Annotated in this window: 8 protein-coding genes; 4 read left to right on the forward strand and 4 right to left on the reverse strand. The window is 68.1% G+C overall.

What is annotated here, in order from left to right; genetic code table 11:
* Positions 1-4 precede the first annotated feature (4 nt).
* The gene (locus DAT35_RS49790) at positions 5-1,063 is read left to right on the forward strand and encodes a chemotaxis response regulator protein-glutamate methylesterase (protein WP_108076427.1); all 1,059 of its coding nucleotides are present in this window, start codon (positions 5-7) and stop codon (positions 1,061-1,063) included.
* A gap of 163 nt (positions 1,064-1,226) precedes the next feature.
* Entirely contained in the window at positions 1,227-1,484 is a 258-nt protein-coding gene (locus DAT35_RS49795; protein WP_146210206.1) for a hypothetical protein, read from the forward strand.
* Between the two features lie 195 nt (positions 1,485-1,679).
* Here the strand turns inward: DAT35_RS49795 and DAT35_RS49800 are convergent, their stop codons facing one another.
* The 4 genes from DAT35_RS49800 to DAT35_RS49815 form a co-directional block, all read right to left on the reverse strand.
* Complete coding sequence (locus DAT35_RS49800) at positions 1,680-4,826, reverse strand: efflux RND transporter permease subunit (RefSeq protein ID WP_108076430.1); 3,147 nt, start codon at positions 4,824-4,826, stop codon at positions 1,680-1,682.
* Between the two features lie 18 nt (positions 4,827-4,844).
* The gene (locus DAT35_RS49805) at positions 4,845-6,014 is read right to left on the reverse strand and encodes an efflux RND transporter periplasmic adaptor subunit (RefSeq protein ID WP_108076432.1); all 1,170 of its coding nucleotides are present in this window, start codon (positions 6,012-6,014) and stop codon (positions 4,845-4,847) included.
* Positions 6,015-6,043: 29 nt separating this feature from the next.
* Positions 6,044-7,399: a TolC family protein gene (locus DAT35_RS49810; RefSeq protein ID WP_108076434.1), complete on the reverse strand. Its 1,356-nt coding sequence runs from the start codon at positions 7,397-7,399 to the stop codon at positions 6,044-6,046.
* A 965-nt stretch (positions 7,400-8,364) separates the two neighbouring features.
* On the reverse strand, positions 8,365-9,285 hold the full coding sequence (locus tag DAT35_RS49815; protein WP_146210207.1) for a hypothetical protein: 921 nt from the start codon (positions 9,283-9,285) through the stop codon (positions 8,365-8,367).
* 493 nt (positions 9,286-9,778) lie between these two features.
* Between DAT35_RS49815 and DAT35_RS49820 the strand changes: the two genes are divergently transcribed.
* Complete coding sequence (locus DAT35_RS49820; protein WP_108076530.1) at positions 9,779-10,804, forward strand: zinc-dependent alcohol dehydrogenase; 1,026 nt, start codon at positions 9,779-9,781, stop codon at positions 10,802-10,804.
* Between the two features lie 170 nt (positions 10,805-10,974).
* Positions 10,975-14,928 (forward strand): TIR domain-containing protein, encoded by a 3,954-nt coding sequence (locus tag DAT35_RS49825; protein ID WP_108076438.1) that lies wholly within the window; start codon positions 10,975-10,977, stop codon positions 14,926-14,928.
* The last annotated feature ends 108 nt before the right edge of the window (positions 14,929-15,036 follow it).

Genomic DNA, 15,036 nt, shown 5'->3' on the forward strand with positions numbered 1-15,036 from the left:
CAGCATGACTTTACCTGCCGAAGAGCGGCCCCTGCATGTGCTGGTGGTGGATGACTCCGCGGTGGTCCGGGAGGCGCTCACGGCGGTGCTCCGGAGCGGAGGCATGAGCGTGGCCACGGCCGCGGATCCGCTCATCGCCCAGGAGAAGATCAAACGGGAGCGGCCGGATGTCATCGTGCTGGACCTGGAGATGCCTCGGATGGATGGCCTGAGCTTCCTGCGCAAGCTCCGGGCCGAGGATCCCATCCCGGTGGTCATCTGCTCGGGACTCACCGGCCACTACGCGGAGGCGGCCATCCTGGCGCTCGAGGAAGGCGCCAGCGAGGTGGTGACCAAGCCGAAGCTGGGGGTGCGCGACTTCCTGCACGAGTCGGCCATCCGCATCATCGACGCGGTTCGCGCCGCGGCGGGGACGCGCTGGCGGACCGCGCGGCCCCGTCCCGTCGCGAAGCCCCTCGGGCCGGTGCCTCGGCCCGCGCTGCGCATCACCTCCGACAAGGTGGTGGCCCTGGGTGCGTCCACGGGAGGAACGGAGGCCCTCCGCTTCCTCCTGGAGGCCATGCCCCCGGATGCGCCGGGCATGGTCATCGTCCAGCACATGCCGGAGGGATTCACGGCGGCGTTCGCCAAGAGGCTCCACGGCCTCTGCCGCATCGAGGTGAAGGAAGCCGCCAATGGTGACCGGGTGAACGAGGGCCGGGCACTCATCGCGCCTGGCAATCGCCACCTCGTCCTGGTGCGCAGCGGGGCGCATTACGCGGTCGAGGTGATGGATGGACCTCTCGTGTCCAGGCATCGGCCCAGCGTGGATGTGCTCTTCCGCTCCGTGTCACAGGCGGCGGGTCCCAATGCGCTCGGTGTCCTGATGACCGGGATGGGGGATGATGGGGCCGACGGCCTGCTGGCCATGAAGCAGTCAGGCGCCATGACCTTCGCGCAGGACGAGGCGAGCTGCGTCGTCTTTGGCATGCCCAGGGCGGCCATCGTCCGGGGGGCCGTGCATCAGGTGCTCCCCCTGACCCGCATTCCGCAGGCGATCCTCACGAGCGCTCGCGAGGCGTGAGGCGCCGCGCCCGGTGCGCTGCTCCCTTCCTGTTCCCCGGTTGAAGAGCGGGGGAGGGAGCGAGGGCTCCCTGCGAGGGAATGGCTGGATTCCCATCCTCCACGCGGAGGCGAGCGGGAGGGCCCGGCCGCCTCTGTTCTCTCACGACATCGAGGAGCGAGCGATGGCGCAGCGGATGGATGTACGGGTGGGCATGGAGGTGAAGAGCAGGGACGGGCACCGGCTGGGCAGGGTCATCGGCCTGGTGGAGGATGCCTTCGTCGTGGAGAAGGGCGTGTTCTACGCCAGGGACTACCGGGTCCCCTTCCGCTCCGTGGAGGCGATCAAGGGTGATGACATCTTCCTCTCGGTGGACAAGGACCAGTTGCAGAAGGCCAGCCTGGGCGAGGTCCTGGAAGCGTCCGACCTGATAAACCTTTGAACGGACTCCGGCTTCGTCGAGCTGAACGCCCCATCGGTGTATCCGGGCCGGATACCGAGTGAGGACCGGGATGAGGGGAGGGGTAAGACCCTCACCCGGTCCTCTCCCAGAGGGAGAAAGAGCGCACGGCACGCGCCCCTCTCGACCTCTGCCCTCGCCCCATGAAGGACGAGGGGGTGGTTGCTCACGACAACTTCACGAGCCGGTCTTGCGGAGCTTCTCCGCGGACGGCACGGCCTTCAGCAGGCGCACGGGCATCTTGCCCACGAGCTGCTCGGTGTACTGGGTGAACAGGCGGTACATCACCGGCAGCAGCACCAGCGTCAGCGCGCACGCGGAAATGGTGCCCGCCACGATGACCACCGCCAGCGGCTTCTGCGTCTCCGAGCCGATGCCATGGCTCATACACGCCGGCACCAGGCCCAGCGCTGCCAGTGCCGCCGTCATCAGCACCGGCCGCAGCCGCTCCTGGGCTCCGCGCTCGATGGCCTCGTCCAGGGGCTCGCCCGCCGCGCGCCGCTCGGCGATGGCCGACATCACCAGCACGCCGTTGAGCGCCGCCTGTCCGATGAGCGCGATGAAGCCCACCGCCGCCGACACCGAGATGGGCATGTCCGCGATGTACAGGCCGAACACGCCTCCCATGAGAGCGAAGGGCACGTTGAGCAGCGTGATGACCGCGCGGCCGAACGAGTCGAAGGCCTTGAACAGCAGGATGAGCGTCAGGATGAGCGCCACCGGCAGCACCGTCAGCAGCCGGTTCATCGCCCGCTCCTTGTTCTCGAACTCGCCGCCCCACTCGATGGAGGTACCCGCCGGGCTGGGGGCCTTCTCCTGCACCGCCGCGCGAGCGTCATTGACGAACGAGCCCAGGTCTCGCCCGCGCACGTTCATGCGGATGCCGATGTAGCGCCGGCCGTTCTCGCGGTTGATGGAGGCGCGGCCGAAGCCCGTCTCCACGCGCGCCAGCGCTTCCAGGGGCACCGTGGCGCCGCCCTCCACCGGCACGCGCAGCTTGGCCAGCTTCTCCACGTCGTCACGGCTGGACAGCGGCAGGCGCATCACCACGTCGAAGCGCCGCTCACCCTCCCAGAACTCGCTCACCGGACGGCCGCCCACCGCCGTCTGGAAGACGTGCTGGAAGTCGCCCAGCGACATGCCATAGCGCGCCAGCGCCACGCGGTTCGGCGTCACCTTGATGTCCGGCACCTCGCCGCTCTTCACGATGCCCAGGTCCGCCACGCCCGGCACGTCGGCGATGACGTTCTTCACCTTCTCCGCCTGGTCCTGCAGCACCTTCAGGTCATCCCCGTAGAGCTTCACCGCCACCTGGCCGAACTGGCCGCTGATGCTCTCGTTGACGTTGTCGCTGATGGGCTGGCTGAAGTTCACCTCGATGCCCGGCACCTCGTCGATGCTCTTCTGCAGCACGGCGATGACCGAGGCCAGGTCCGGCGTCTCCTTCGGCCACTGCTCGGGTGGCTTGAGCTTCACGAAGAACTCGAGGTTGTTGGTGAGCGTGGCGTCCGTGCCGTCCTCGGGGCGGCCGAGCTGGCTCATGATGGCGTCCACCTGCGGCGCCTGGCGGATGAGCTGGGTGATGCGCGGCACCAGCTTGCGGCCCTCGGACAGCGAGACGTTGGAGGGCAGGGTGAACGTCATGTAGAGGCCGCCCTCGTTGAGCTGGGGGAGGAACTCGCTGCCCATGCGCGGCAGCATCCACCCGGCGATGAGCAGGCCCACCGTGGCCAGCCCGATGACCAGGTAGGGCTTCTTCAAGGAGAAGCGCAGCACGGGCCCGTAGGCCTTCGCCGCCGCGCGCAGCACCGGCGACTCCTTGTGCTGCATCGGCTTGCGGTACACGAGCGAGGCCAGCACCGGCACGAGCGTCACCGAGAAGATGAGCGCTCCCATCAGCGCGCTCACCACCGTGTTGGCCATGGGGGCGAAGATTCGTCCCTCCACCCGCTGCAGCATGAAGATGGGCAGGTAGGCCGCGATGATGATGAGTAGCGAGAACACCGTGGGCCGCACCACCGCCTGCGTGGCCTTCTTGATGCGCTCCATGGGCGTCTCCGGCTCCTGGCCGTGGTGGCCGTGGCTGGACATGCGCGCCAGGATGCTCTCGATGATGACCACGCCTCCGTCCACGATGACGCCGAAGTCCACCGCGCCCATGGACAGCAGGTTGGCCGACATGCCTCGCAGCTTCAGGTAGATGAACGAGGTGAGCAGCGACAGCGGTATCAGCGAACCCACCACCAGCGCCGCCCTCAGGTCCAACAGGAAGACGAAGAGCACCAGCGTCACCAGGATGGCGCCCTCCAGCAGGTTGTGGCCCACCGTCTTGAGGGTGGTGTTCACCAGGTCCGTGCGGTCATAGAAGGGGGAGATCTCCGCCCCGTCCGGCACCAGCCGCGCGTTGATGCTCCCGATGGCGTCTCGCACCCGGGACAGCACCACCGACGGGTTCTCCCCGCGGCGCATCAGCACGATGCCCTCCACCACGTCGTTGTCACCCTCGCGGCTCACCACGCCCTGGCGCGGTGCCCAGCCCTCCGTCACCTCCGCCACGTCCTTGATGAAGACGGGCGTGCCCTCGTGCGTGGCCACGCGCACGTCGCGGATGTCGTCCAGCGTGTGGAACAGGCCCTCGCTGCGGATGACGAACTGCTCACTGCCGCGCTCCAGCGTGCCGCCGCTCGCGTTGAGCGAGCCGTCCTTGAGCGCGTTCTCCAGGTCCTCCAGCGTCAGGCCGAAGGCCGCCAGGTGCGTGGGGTCCGGCTGGACGTGGATCTCCTTCAGCAGGCCGCCGTAGCTCACCACGTCCGCCACGCCGTCCACGCGCAAGAGGCCCGGCCGCACCACCCAGTCCTGCAGCGTGCGCAGCTTCATCGGGTCGCCCTTCGCGCCCTTGAGGCTGTAGCGGTAGATTTCGCCAATCGGCGTGGCCAGGGGCCCCAGCTCCGGCGTCACGCCCTCGGGCAGCTCCGCGTCGCGCAGGCGCTCGAGCACCTGCTGGCGAGCGAAGAGCGCGTCCACCCCGTCATTGAAGGTGAGTGTGACGAAGGACAGGCCGAACAGGGACAGGTTGCGCAGGCGTCCCAGTCCCGGCGTCCCGTTGAGGGCCCGCTCCAGCGGGAGGCCGATCTGCCGCTCCACCTCTTCAGAGGGCTGGCCAGGGTAGAGGGTGATGACGTTCACCTGGGTGTCGGTGGGGTCCGGGAACGCCTCCACCGTCAAATCCCGGAACGACATCCATCCCCAGATGGCCGCGAGGATCGTCAGGAAGATGACCGCCGCGCGGTTCTTGAGACTGAATTCGACGAGCTTCTCGAACATGAGCGTGTCCTCGTGGGCCTAGTTGGCCAGCTCGATTGTGTTCTCCAGGAGCAGCGCACCGCGGGCGACGAAGCGGCTGCCCACCTCCAGCCCGTTGCGCACCTCCACCTCTCCGTCGCGGCGGCGGCCCGTCGTCACCGCCACGCGCTCCAGCCGGCCCGCATCGCGCGCCACGAAGACGACCGAGCGCGCTCCATCCGTGACCACCGCGCTGGCTGGCACGCGCACCCGCTTCACCCCGGCGAGCGTCTCGGGCGTCACTTCGATGAAGGCGTTGGGCCTCAGCGCCCGGTCCTCGTTGGCCACCCGGATGCGCACCTCCACCGTGCGCCGCTGCGGATCCACCACCTCGGAGATGCGCTCCACCTTGCCCGTCCGCTGCACTCCGCCGGACTGCGTGCGCACGATGGCCGTCTGGCCCTCCTGCAGGTCCGCGGCGTCCGCCTCCTGCACGTCCGCGATGACCAGCACCTCGCCCAGGTCGGAGATGCGCCCGAGCGGCTTGTCCCGATCCGGCGTCACCTCCTGGCTCGCCGTCACGTCCAGGTCCACCACCGTGCCCGCCCGCGGCGCCGTCACCCAGAAGAGGTTGTCGCCCTCGGCGGACACCGACAGGCTGGACTTCTTGGCCTTGGCGGCCTCCAGGGCCAGCTTCGCCTGGCGCAGCTCGGCCTCGGCGGCCAGCAGGTCCTTCTCCGGCGCGGCCTGCAGGCCCACCAGCTCGCGCAGCCGCTCCGCCACGCGCTGCTTGTCCGCTACCTCCGTCTCGGCGCTCTTCGCCTCCCGGTCCAGGTCCGCGTAGGCGCCGGAGCGCACGGAGAAGAGCCGGTCTCCCGCCTTCACCCGGTCTCCGATGCGCACACGCACCTGGTCCACACGGCCGGCCAGCGGCGAGCCCACCGAGGCGGTGCGGCGCTCGTCCAGGTCCACGCGGCCCGGCGCTGGCAGCGGCGCGAGCGCCGGGGCCTCGGCGGCCACCGCGAGCTCGATGTACTGCCACTGCGGTCCCTCGGGTGGCAGGTGCACGCTCTCGCCCTTCACGACAGGGTCGGTGGCGGGAGCGGGCTCGGCCTCGGCCGGCGTGGGACGCCCGAGCACCAGGCCCGCGGTGAGGGCGGCGCCCAGGCCGAGGCCCGCGGCGGCGAACCAGAGGGGGCGGCGGGGAGAACGAGAGGAAGAATCAGTCATGGTAGGGGTCTCCGGAGAAGGGAAGAAGGTCAGAAGTGCTCGCTCAGCTCGGTGGGGGCCTTGGGGCCGGTGGCGCGCACGCGCTCCATCGACACCGAGAGGCGGAAGGCGGCGAGGTCCAGGTCGGCGGCGTCCATCAGGAGCTGGCCGTAGGTGCGGCGGGCGAAGAGCAGATCCAGCATCGAGGCACCGCCGGCCTTCACCGCCGCCTCGAGCCGCTGCACCAGGCTGGAGGCCTGCGGCAACGTCTGGGTGTGCACCCGCTCGCGCCGGGCCTCCACCGCCTGACGCTGGGCGGAGAGGGACGTCATGTCGCGCTCGGCCTGGGCGGTGAGCTGGAGACGGGCGCGCTCGGCGGCCTCGGCCGTGGCGCTCGCGGCCAGCGCGTCGGCCTGGCCGTGGTCGAAGAAGGGCAGGGGGACGGTGAGGGTGAAGCCCAGCGAGTTCAGCTGGTTGCCGGAGACGACGAATTGGTCGCGCAGGTAGCCGGCGCGCAGGGTGGGGTCTGGAATCCAGCGCCGCCGGGCGAGCTTCAAGGCGGAGCGGGCACTGTGCTGCTGCGCCTCCAGAGAGCGCAGGTCCGGCCGCTGTTGCACGTCGGCCTCCGGGAGCGGACGCGACAGGCGCGTGGCGAGGAACTGGGACGCCGCCTCCCGGTTGCCGAAGGGCGTGCAGGCGAGGCCCACCGTCTGCGAGCACGTGAGCAGTACCTCGGCCAGGTGGTTGCGCTCCTCGGCGAGCTGGCCCTGGAGCTGAGCCTCCTCCAGAGCGGAGCGGTCCGCGTCCAGGCCCGCGGTCTCACCGCGCTGCGCACGGGCGCGCTGCAGCTCCGTCAGCCGCGAGGCGTCGTCGGCCAGCTTCTCCAGCTCGGCCACACGCACCTCGGCGGTGGCGACCTCGGCCGCGCGCTCCAGCACGTCATAGGTGCGCGTGCGCAGGTTCGCCTGCACGTCGAGCGCCGTGGAGGCCAGGGCCGCGCGGGCCGAATCCTTGCGAGGGCCGCGCTTGCCCAGTTCGAACTGCTCGGAGATGCCCACGCCGTAGTTGGGCACCTCCGTCCAGCGGTTGAGGCCCGGCGGGTTGGTGGGGCCCAGCGGAACGGTGTTGAGGCCGAGGTCCAACTCGGGATTGGGCATCAGTCCGGCCCGTACGAGGTCCGAGCGCGAGGAGGCCACGCGGGCCCGGGCGGAGGCGAACTCGGGCGAGCGCTCCCACAGCAGCGCGGCCACGCCGTCCTCGTCCGGCAGCGAGGCCAGGGAAAGGGAGGCGGGCGAAGAGGCGGGCGCCGGAGCGGCCGGAGCAGGGGAGGAAGGCGAGGGCTGGGCGGGAGCGGCGGTGGCTCCGAGCAGCAGGCAGGCGACGAGCAGCGATGGAACACGACGCAAGGAAGAGGCTCCCGGTGGGGTTCGGGAGGTCCTCTCTGGCAAGCGGTGTGCCCGCTTTATTCCAAGTGATTCCGAGGGGTTGGGCCCTCGTCCCACTTCAAGGAAATTGAAGTGCCGGGCCGGACTTCAAAATCCTTTCATTGAAGATTCTTCAAGTGACCGCGGGATTCTCCAGGGCTTGGACGCTGAGGTGAAGGGCGGACTCGGAGGAACGCGTTCACAGCCGGGCTGTCCGCTCAGTCTTCATGCTGCCCTCTGCGGAGCATGTCGATCGTGGACCAGGCAGCTCGATATCCTCGTGGGCTGATCCAGGGGGCGTGTGACGGGCTTCACTTCTCACTTGTGAGCCCCGTCACAACACGGACCCGAGGGACTCGGCAGAGTGCGTGGCACCAAGAGCCACATGGCACTTGGTGACCCCCAACCAGCCAGAGCCATGAACGGTTACCGAGCGGGATCCACTGCCTGCCCTGTAAAGGGTTTAGAGGTCCCGGTCTGCCCGGACAGTTGCGATTCACGGGGAACGTCTTCTCCAGAGACCGACGTTCCGCCCCGGGTCTGCTGCTTCGTCAGATCCGTGCGTTCCTTCAAGTGCGCCTGGAGAGACTGTCAGCGCGCTGTTCTGCTCTGCTCTCGTTGCGACCGCGGCAACCGGTACTGCTCATCCGGGTGCGCTGAGAGGGCGCGGCGGGCGAGCCTGCGGGCCGCGGGTCTCCGGTATCAGCGCAGTCGTCGAGGCCGTTTCAAGCATGCGGCCCGCCAGGCCCGGTACCGTGCCCGGTGCCACGCGCGGAAGAAAGTGACGCATCACTCTCCCCAGGCGCCGCACTTCCTCGGCGAGCTCCAGGTATGGATGGGGCGGCTCCAATGATGCGCGTCCATTGGAGCCGTGGTGCCGCGGGCATCGAGCCTACGAAGAGGAGCCAGCCAGCCCACCTGGCTCGACGACCCGGTCCCTCATGGCCTCACGGGAGGAGTTTGCAGCTACCCGACGCGGCGCAATAGTAGCCACTCGCGCAGCTGTCCTCTCCACTCACGCAGCCACCATGACCGTTGCAGGTGTCGCCCCGGGTGCAGCCGCGGCCGTCGCTGCAGGACACGCCCTCATCCGCGGGCGCGTAGTAGCAGCTGCCGTTGACGCAGGTGCCCACCGACGAGTAGCACTGGCCCTGAGGCGACTTGCATTCCATCGGGGCGCCGACACAGGCGCCGCTGCCGTTGCAGACGTCGTTCACCGTACAGGAGTTCCCGTCATTACAAGCCGTGCCGGCGGGCGTCATGTTGCGGACACAGCCCTCCCGGGTCCAGACGCCTTTCGGCGTGCAGCCGTCCGACGATGCAGGGCAAATATCGAATTGGGGCTCGATGTTCAGCGCGAACGTGCCTGCATTGTTCCTCGGCGTCTGATAGCTGTCGACGATGATGCGGAGCACCTCCCCCTTGGTGAAGGATAGGGTGAGCGACGAGGTGAGGTCGGTATCGGAGACGTCGTTGTTGCACCCCTTGAGCGCTCCCAATGTGCCGTTGGAGTTGAACGTGTAGATGTGCAGGACGCTGTCGAGCGGATAGTTCGTCCAGATTTTATAGGTGCCATCCGCCGGCACGGTCCACTTGAAGGACAAATCCGGACCCCCAGGGCCGTCCGAGCAATCCGCGGGCGGGGTGAACTCGTTGGCGGCGTTGTAGGTGTTGCCGTTCACGATGGGCGTCCCGATCTGATTGTAGAGGTCGACCCAGAGCGCCTGCCGCGTCTGGCCCAGCGTGGGCTGCTCCTCGCTGGTCTTCGCGGGGTTGGGCTCCATCTCGCTGACGCCACAAGCGGCGGAAGCGATCACTCCAGAAACCGCCAGCAATCCAATGCACTGCTTGCCGAAAGAAAGTCTCAAGTCAAACCCCAATAGATGAAGACCGGAACTGGTCAGGGTAGGCGGGACATAAAGGATGGGCTGTGACCGGGGTGTGACGGCACGGGCTGCGTTGGCGCCCGGAAGCGCGAACGCCAGCGGTGGTGCTCGGGGTGGCTGTGTCTCCCGTTGCCTCCTGGGCACGGCCCGGGTGGCACCTGTCAGACACCCTGACATAAGGTTTACCGCTGGACTGAAAACCAGAGCGCGGCACCAGGGCATACAGTCGTCACAGGGGGGAGCAGCCAATGATGGCGAGCTCACCGCGAGCATCGCGCTCCAGGCCGGGACCGGTCCGGCCGCCCAGCAGCAAGTCGTCGACCAGCGATGCAGCTTCTGCGAAGGTTCCTCGCGGCCTCGGTACCTCACGCAGATTCTGCGTCTCCGGAGGATGTCGCTGGCCCTGTCTCCCTGTTTCGCTGCCTTGGCCTGAGGCTTGCTGAAGGGGCTCCCCGAACCGAACAAGGGGAGCTCCATGCAGCGCACCATGAAGGCCGCAGTCGTCCGGAACTTTGGTCAGCCGCTTTCGATTGAAGAGCTGCCTACGCCCACGCCGGGTCCGGGCCAGGTGCTCGTCAAGGTTGTCGCGAGCGGTGTCTGTCACACGGATCTGCACGCGGCGCAGGGCGACTGGCCGGTCAAGCCAGCGCTGCCCTTCGTCCCTGGACATGAGGGAGCGGGCTACGTGGCCGCGCTGGGTCCCGGCGTCACCTCGCTGAAGGAGGGGGATCGGGTCGGCGTCCCCTGGCTCCACAGCGCGTGCGGCACGTGCGAGCACTGCATCACGGGTTGGGAGACACTCTGCGGCTCACAGAAGAACACGGGCTACTCGGTCAACGGAGGCTTCGCCGAGTACGTGCTCGCCCAGGCCTCTCACGTGGGGCGCATCCCCGACTCCGTGAGCTTCGCTGATGCCGCGCCGATCCTCTGTGCGGGCGTCACCACCTACAAGGGCCTCAAGGAGACCGAGGTGCGTCCTGGCCAGTGGGTCGTCATCTCCGGCATCGGAGGGCTCGGGCACATGGCGGTGCAGTACGCCAAGGCCATGGGCATGCGCGTGGCCGCCGTGGATCTCGGCGAGGAGAAGCTGGCCCTCGCCCGCTCGCTGGGGGCGGAGATCGCGCTGGACGCGCGCAAGGACCCGGCCACAGAGCTTCAGCGCCTCATCGGTGGTGCCCACGGCGTGCTCGTGACCGCGGTGTCGAACGAGGCCTTCCGGCAGTCCATTGGGATGCTGCGTCCTCATGGCACCTGCGCCCTGGTGGGCCTGCCTCCCGGTGACTTCGCCACGCCCATCTTCGAGGTCGTCCTCAAGCGCCTCACGATCCGAGGTTCCATCGTCGGCACGCGCATGGATCTGCAGGAGTCGTTGGATCTGGCGGCGAGCGGCCGGGTGCGGTCGACGAGCGAGCGCCAGCCCCTCACGGCCATCGACGACGTGTTCGAGCGCATGCGCCGAGGCGCCATCAACGGCCGTGTCGTCCTCTCGATTGGAGACTGACCCCCAGCAGCGACCCTGGGCCGGATGGAAGGATAGGCAGCTCGCTTGCCGAGGAGGCAGGATCCAGGCTCCCGTGCCGACCAGGGTGGCTGTGCACGGGACACTCCAACCACCGTTATGGAGAACGGAGGCGCGCGGGCCTTCTGGCTCGGAGCGGAGGGTGGTCAGGGATGGCCGTCTGGAGAGCACACCAACACCTCACTCGGAGGGGCGCGGGGCGCTCGGTCGCGGGCCGGGCCGGCAGGTCCCGAGACATCATCGACTTCCAGTCGGAATTGGAACGGCATGAGGCCCTGCTCGGGCGAGAAGACGTCCTGGCTGAGCTGGCGCTCCTGCTGGGAGGGCCCTCGCGCGGGTGGGTGCTGGTCAAGGGGTCCCCGGGAATGGGCAAGAGCGCGCTGCTGGCCGAGTGGCTGAAGCGACGCGAGGCGGCGGGGCCTCCGGAGCCGCACCACTTCCTGCGGCGAGGCGTGGAGGACTGGGACCGACCCGAGATGGTGAAGCGCAACCTGGCGGCGCAGGTGGAGGCGCTCTACCCAGAGTTGGCGGACCCGGACGCTCGGCCCGAGTCACGCTTGCGCGAGATGCTCCAGCGGGTGTCGCGTGAGGTGCTGGTGCCACGCCACGAGCGGCTGGTGCTGGTGGTGGACGGGCTCGACGAGGCCGAGGTGGAGGCGGACGGCTCCAACCCACTGCCACGTTTCCTGCCGCACGCGTTGCCGCACGGGGTGATGGTGCTGTGTGCCTCCAGGCCCACGTACCCGCACCTGAGCTGGCTGGAGGCGCGAGAGGGCGTGCGCACCCTCGATCTGGATGCCGAGCGGTGGGCAGGTTCGAACCAGGAGGTGGTGCGCCAATACTGGAAGCGGGAGGCTTCCCGCTTCGTGCCGCCGCTGGTGCCCGCCTTCGTGGACGAGGCGGTGCGGCGCGCCGAAGGCAACATCCTCTACTCGGTGAAGCTGGCGGAGTGGTTGCAAGAGCGGCCCGTGGAGAAGCGGAGGGCCGAGCTGCTGCCGCGAGGTCTGGAGGCGCTGCTGGAGGAGAGCTGGGAGCGCATCCAGGCGCTGCCCGGTGAGGTCCGCGGCGTGGTGCTCGAGGGGTTGGGCGTGGTGGCGGTGGCTCGCGAGGCATTGCCGCTACCGGTCCTCGGGGCGGTGGCGGGGTGGAAGGATTCACGGGACGGCGAGCATTTCCTGCATGCGGCGCGGCCGTTCCTGCTCGAGGAGCCAGGGCGCACGAGCCTGGAGCGGGCCTGGCGACCCTTCCACGAGTCCTTCCGGAGCTTCCTCCTGACGAAGCTTGGGGGGAGCAGGGAGGACTGGGAGCGGGCAGAGCACTGGCGCATGGCGGAGGAGCTTTGCCAATGGCCAGTGGCATCCGATGGGGACTTCCGACGGAGCTATGCCTTGCGCCATGGCGTGACGCATTGGCTGAAAGCGGGAATGTGGGCGCGGGCACGCGGGCTCTACACGGATCTGGGCTACCTGGAGGCGAAGTGTGAGTTGTCGGGCGTGTCCGCCGTCGAAGTGGACTTGCGGAGTGCGGCGGAGGAGGAGCGAGGAGCCGACCCGGAGTGTCCGCAGGTGCTCCATCGAGCTATTCAGGCCGAGTCACACTGGTTGAGGAAGGATCCGAAGGCGCTGACGCTGCTCGTCTACAACCGGCTGCGCTGCGCGGGGTGGACGGCGGAGCGGATTGAAGAGGCTTTGTGTTTTCCAAACGGGTTGCCCGCGCTCCGCCTGCGACATCCCGTGAGGATAGGGGGAAATGAGCGCACCCTGGAGGGGCACGCAGGTGGGGTGAATGGCTGCGCGGTAACACCGGACGGGAAGCGTGTGGTGTCGGCGTCCGGAGACGGGACGCTGAAGGTGTGGGAGGTGGAGACGGGACGGGAGCTGGCCACGCTCAAGGGGCACGCAGGTGGGGTGAATGGCTGCGCGGTGACACCGGACGGGAGGTGCGTGGTGTCGGCGTCCAGGGACAAGACGCTGAAGGTGTGGGAGGTGGAGACGGGGCGGGAGCTGGCCACCCTGGTAGGTCACAAGGATTCGGTGAATGGCTGCGCGGTGACGCCGGATGGGAGGCGCGTGGTGTCGGCGTCCGGAGACTGGACGCTGAAGGTGTGGGACGTGGAGACGGGGCGGGAATTGGCCACCCTGAAAGATCACGATTGGTCGGTGAATGGCTGCGCGGTGACGCCGGATGGGAGGCGCGTGGTGTCAGCGTCTGGAGACTGGACGCTGAAGATATGGGAGGTGGAGACGGGGCGGAAGCTTGCCTCCCTGGGAGGGCACAAGGGTTCGGTGAATGGCTGCGCGGTGACAGCGGATGGCAGGCGCGTGGTGTCGACGTCCGGAGACAAGACACTGAAGGTGTGGGAGGTGGAGACGGGGCGGGAGCTGGCCACGCTCAGGGGGCATGGTCGGACGGTGAATGGTTGTGCGGTGACAGCGGACGGCAGTCGCGTGGTGTCGGCTTCCGAAGACAAGACACTGAAGGTGTGGGAGGTGGAGACGGGGCGGGAGCTGGCCACGCTCAGGGGCCATGGTTGGGCGGTGAATGGTTGCGCAGTGACGGTGGACGGCAGGCGCGTGGTGTCGGCGTCCGGAGACTGGACGCTGAAGGTGTGGGAACTGGAGACAGGGCGGGTGCGGGCCACTCTCGGGGGCCATGACGGACCGGTGAATGGCTGCGCGGTGACAGCGGATGGGAGGCGCGTGGTGTCGGCGTCCGGAGACAAGACGCTGAAGGTGTGGGAGGTGGAGACGGGGCGGGAACTGGTCACTCTGGTGGGCCACGGGGACAGTGTGAATGGATGCGCGGTGACACCGGACGGGAAGCGCGTGGTGTCGGCGTCCGGAGATTGGACGCTGAAGGTGTGGGAAGTGGAGACGGGACGGCAACTGGCCACGCTCTGGGGCCATCGTTTGCCGGTGAATGGCTGCGCGGTGACGGCGGACGGCAGGCTCGTGGTGTCGGCGTCCGCGGATAGCTTGCTGAAGGTGTGGGCGGTGGAGACGGGGCGGGAACTGGCCACCCTGGAGAACCTCGGGCCGGGGGCTGAGATCGACTTCGCGGCGTCGTCGGATGAGAAGCTCCACGACAGGTGGTCGGAGACGCGCATGGCGTCAGCGCACTGGGACGACACTCGGAAGGTGTGGGGCCGGGACCCTGCGCAGGCCCACCCGGACGATGTGAATGGCTGCGCGGTGACACCGGACGGCAGGCTCGTGGTGTCGGCGTCCTTGGACAAGACCCTGAAGGTGTGGGAGGTGAAGACGGGGCGGAAGCTGGCCACCCTGGTAGGCCATGGGGAGAGTGTGAATGGCTGCGCGGTGACACCGGATGGCAGGCGCGTGGTGTCGGCTTCCGACGACAAGACGCTGAAGGTGTGGAGGGTGGAGACGGGGCGGGAACTGGCCACCCTGGAGGGCCACGGGGACAGTGTGAATGGCTGCGCGGTGACAGCGGACGGCAGGCGCGTGGTGTCGGCGTCCTGGGACAAGACGCTGAGGGTGTGGGACCTCGACTCGGGTCAATGCCTTCACACGCTCTACGGTATCGGTGGCTTTTGTTCGGTGGCCTCCACGTCTGGCGTCATCTGCGCGGGAGACGCGATTGGAAACGTCTGGATTCTCGAAATAGAATCCTCCGAGTCCGTGCGCCCACGCGTCACACCTTCGGCGCGAGATTCCGTCTTCATCAGCTACAGCAAGAAGGACGAGAAGTGGCTTGAACGTCTTGAGACACATCTCACGCCGCTCGTCCGGAGCGGTGTCATCAAGCTCTGGAACGACACCCACATCCAGCCTGGAGCGGAGTGGCGGACAGAGATTGAGATCGCACTGATGCGCTCCAAAGTGGCGGTCTTGTTGGTGTCCGCCGATTTCCTGGCATCGGACTTCATCGCTCGACACGAGCTGCCGCCCTTGTTGAGCGCGGCCGAGAATGAGGGATTGAAGATTTTATGGGTGCCGATCAGTGCGTCCCTCGTCGAGAGCACGGAGCTCGGGCGATACCAGTCAGTGCTCAACCCACGGAGGCCGCTGAATGGGCTCACGAGTGCCCAGGCGGAGACTGCTCTGGTGAAGGTCTGCACGGAGATCGTGAAGGCCCTGAAGTAGGCCCCGCCGAAAGTGTCAGGCGACTCGTAGGGGCGAGGCATCGGAACGAGTCCTTTGACACCATCCACGACACCTTCCACGGCCATGGAACGGCTGCCTACGGGTCTA

The sequence above is a fragment of the Vitiosangium sp. GDMCC 1.1324 genome (assembly GCF_003044305.1).
Taxonomy (GTDB): Bacteria; Myxococcota; Myxococcia; order Myxococcales; family Myxococcaceae; genus Archangium.

Coding starts and splice junctions, on each gene's coding strand:
- DAT35_RS49790 (WP_108076427.1), top strand. CDS start 5: ATGACTTTACCTGCCGAAGAGCGGCCCCTGCATGTGCTGGTGGTGGAT.
- DAT35_RS49795 (WP_146210206.1), top strand. CDS start 1,227: ATGGCGCAGCGGATGGATGTACGGGTGGGCATGGAGGTGAAGAGCAGG.
- DAT35_RS49800 (WP_108076430.1), bottom strand. CDS start 4,826: ATGTTCGAGAAGCTCGTCGAATTCAGTCTCAAGAACCGCGCGGCGGTC.
- DAT35_RS49805 (WP_108076432.1), bottom strand. CDS start 6,014: ATGACTGATTCTTCCTCTCGTTCTCCCCGCCGCCCCCTCTGGTTCGCC.
- DAT35_RS49820 (WP_108076530.1), top strand. CDS start 9,779: ATGCAGCGCACCATGAAGGCCGCAGTCGTCCGGAACTTTGGTCAGCCG.
- DAT35_RS49825 (WP_108076438.1), top strand. CDS start 10,975: ATGGCCGTCTGGAGAGCACACCAACACCTCACTCGGAGGGGCGCGGGG.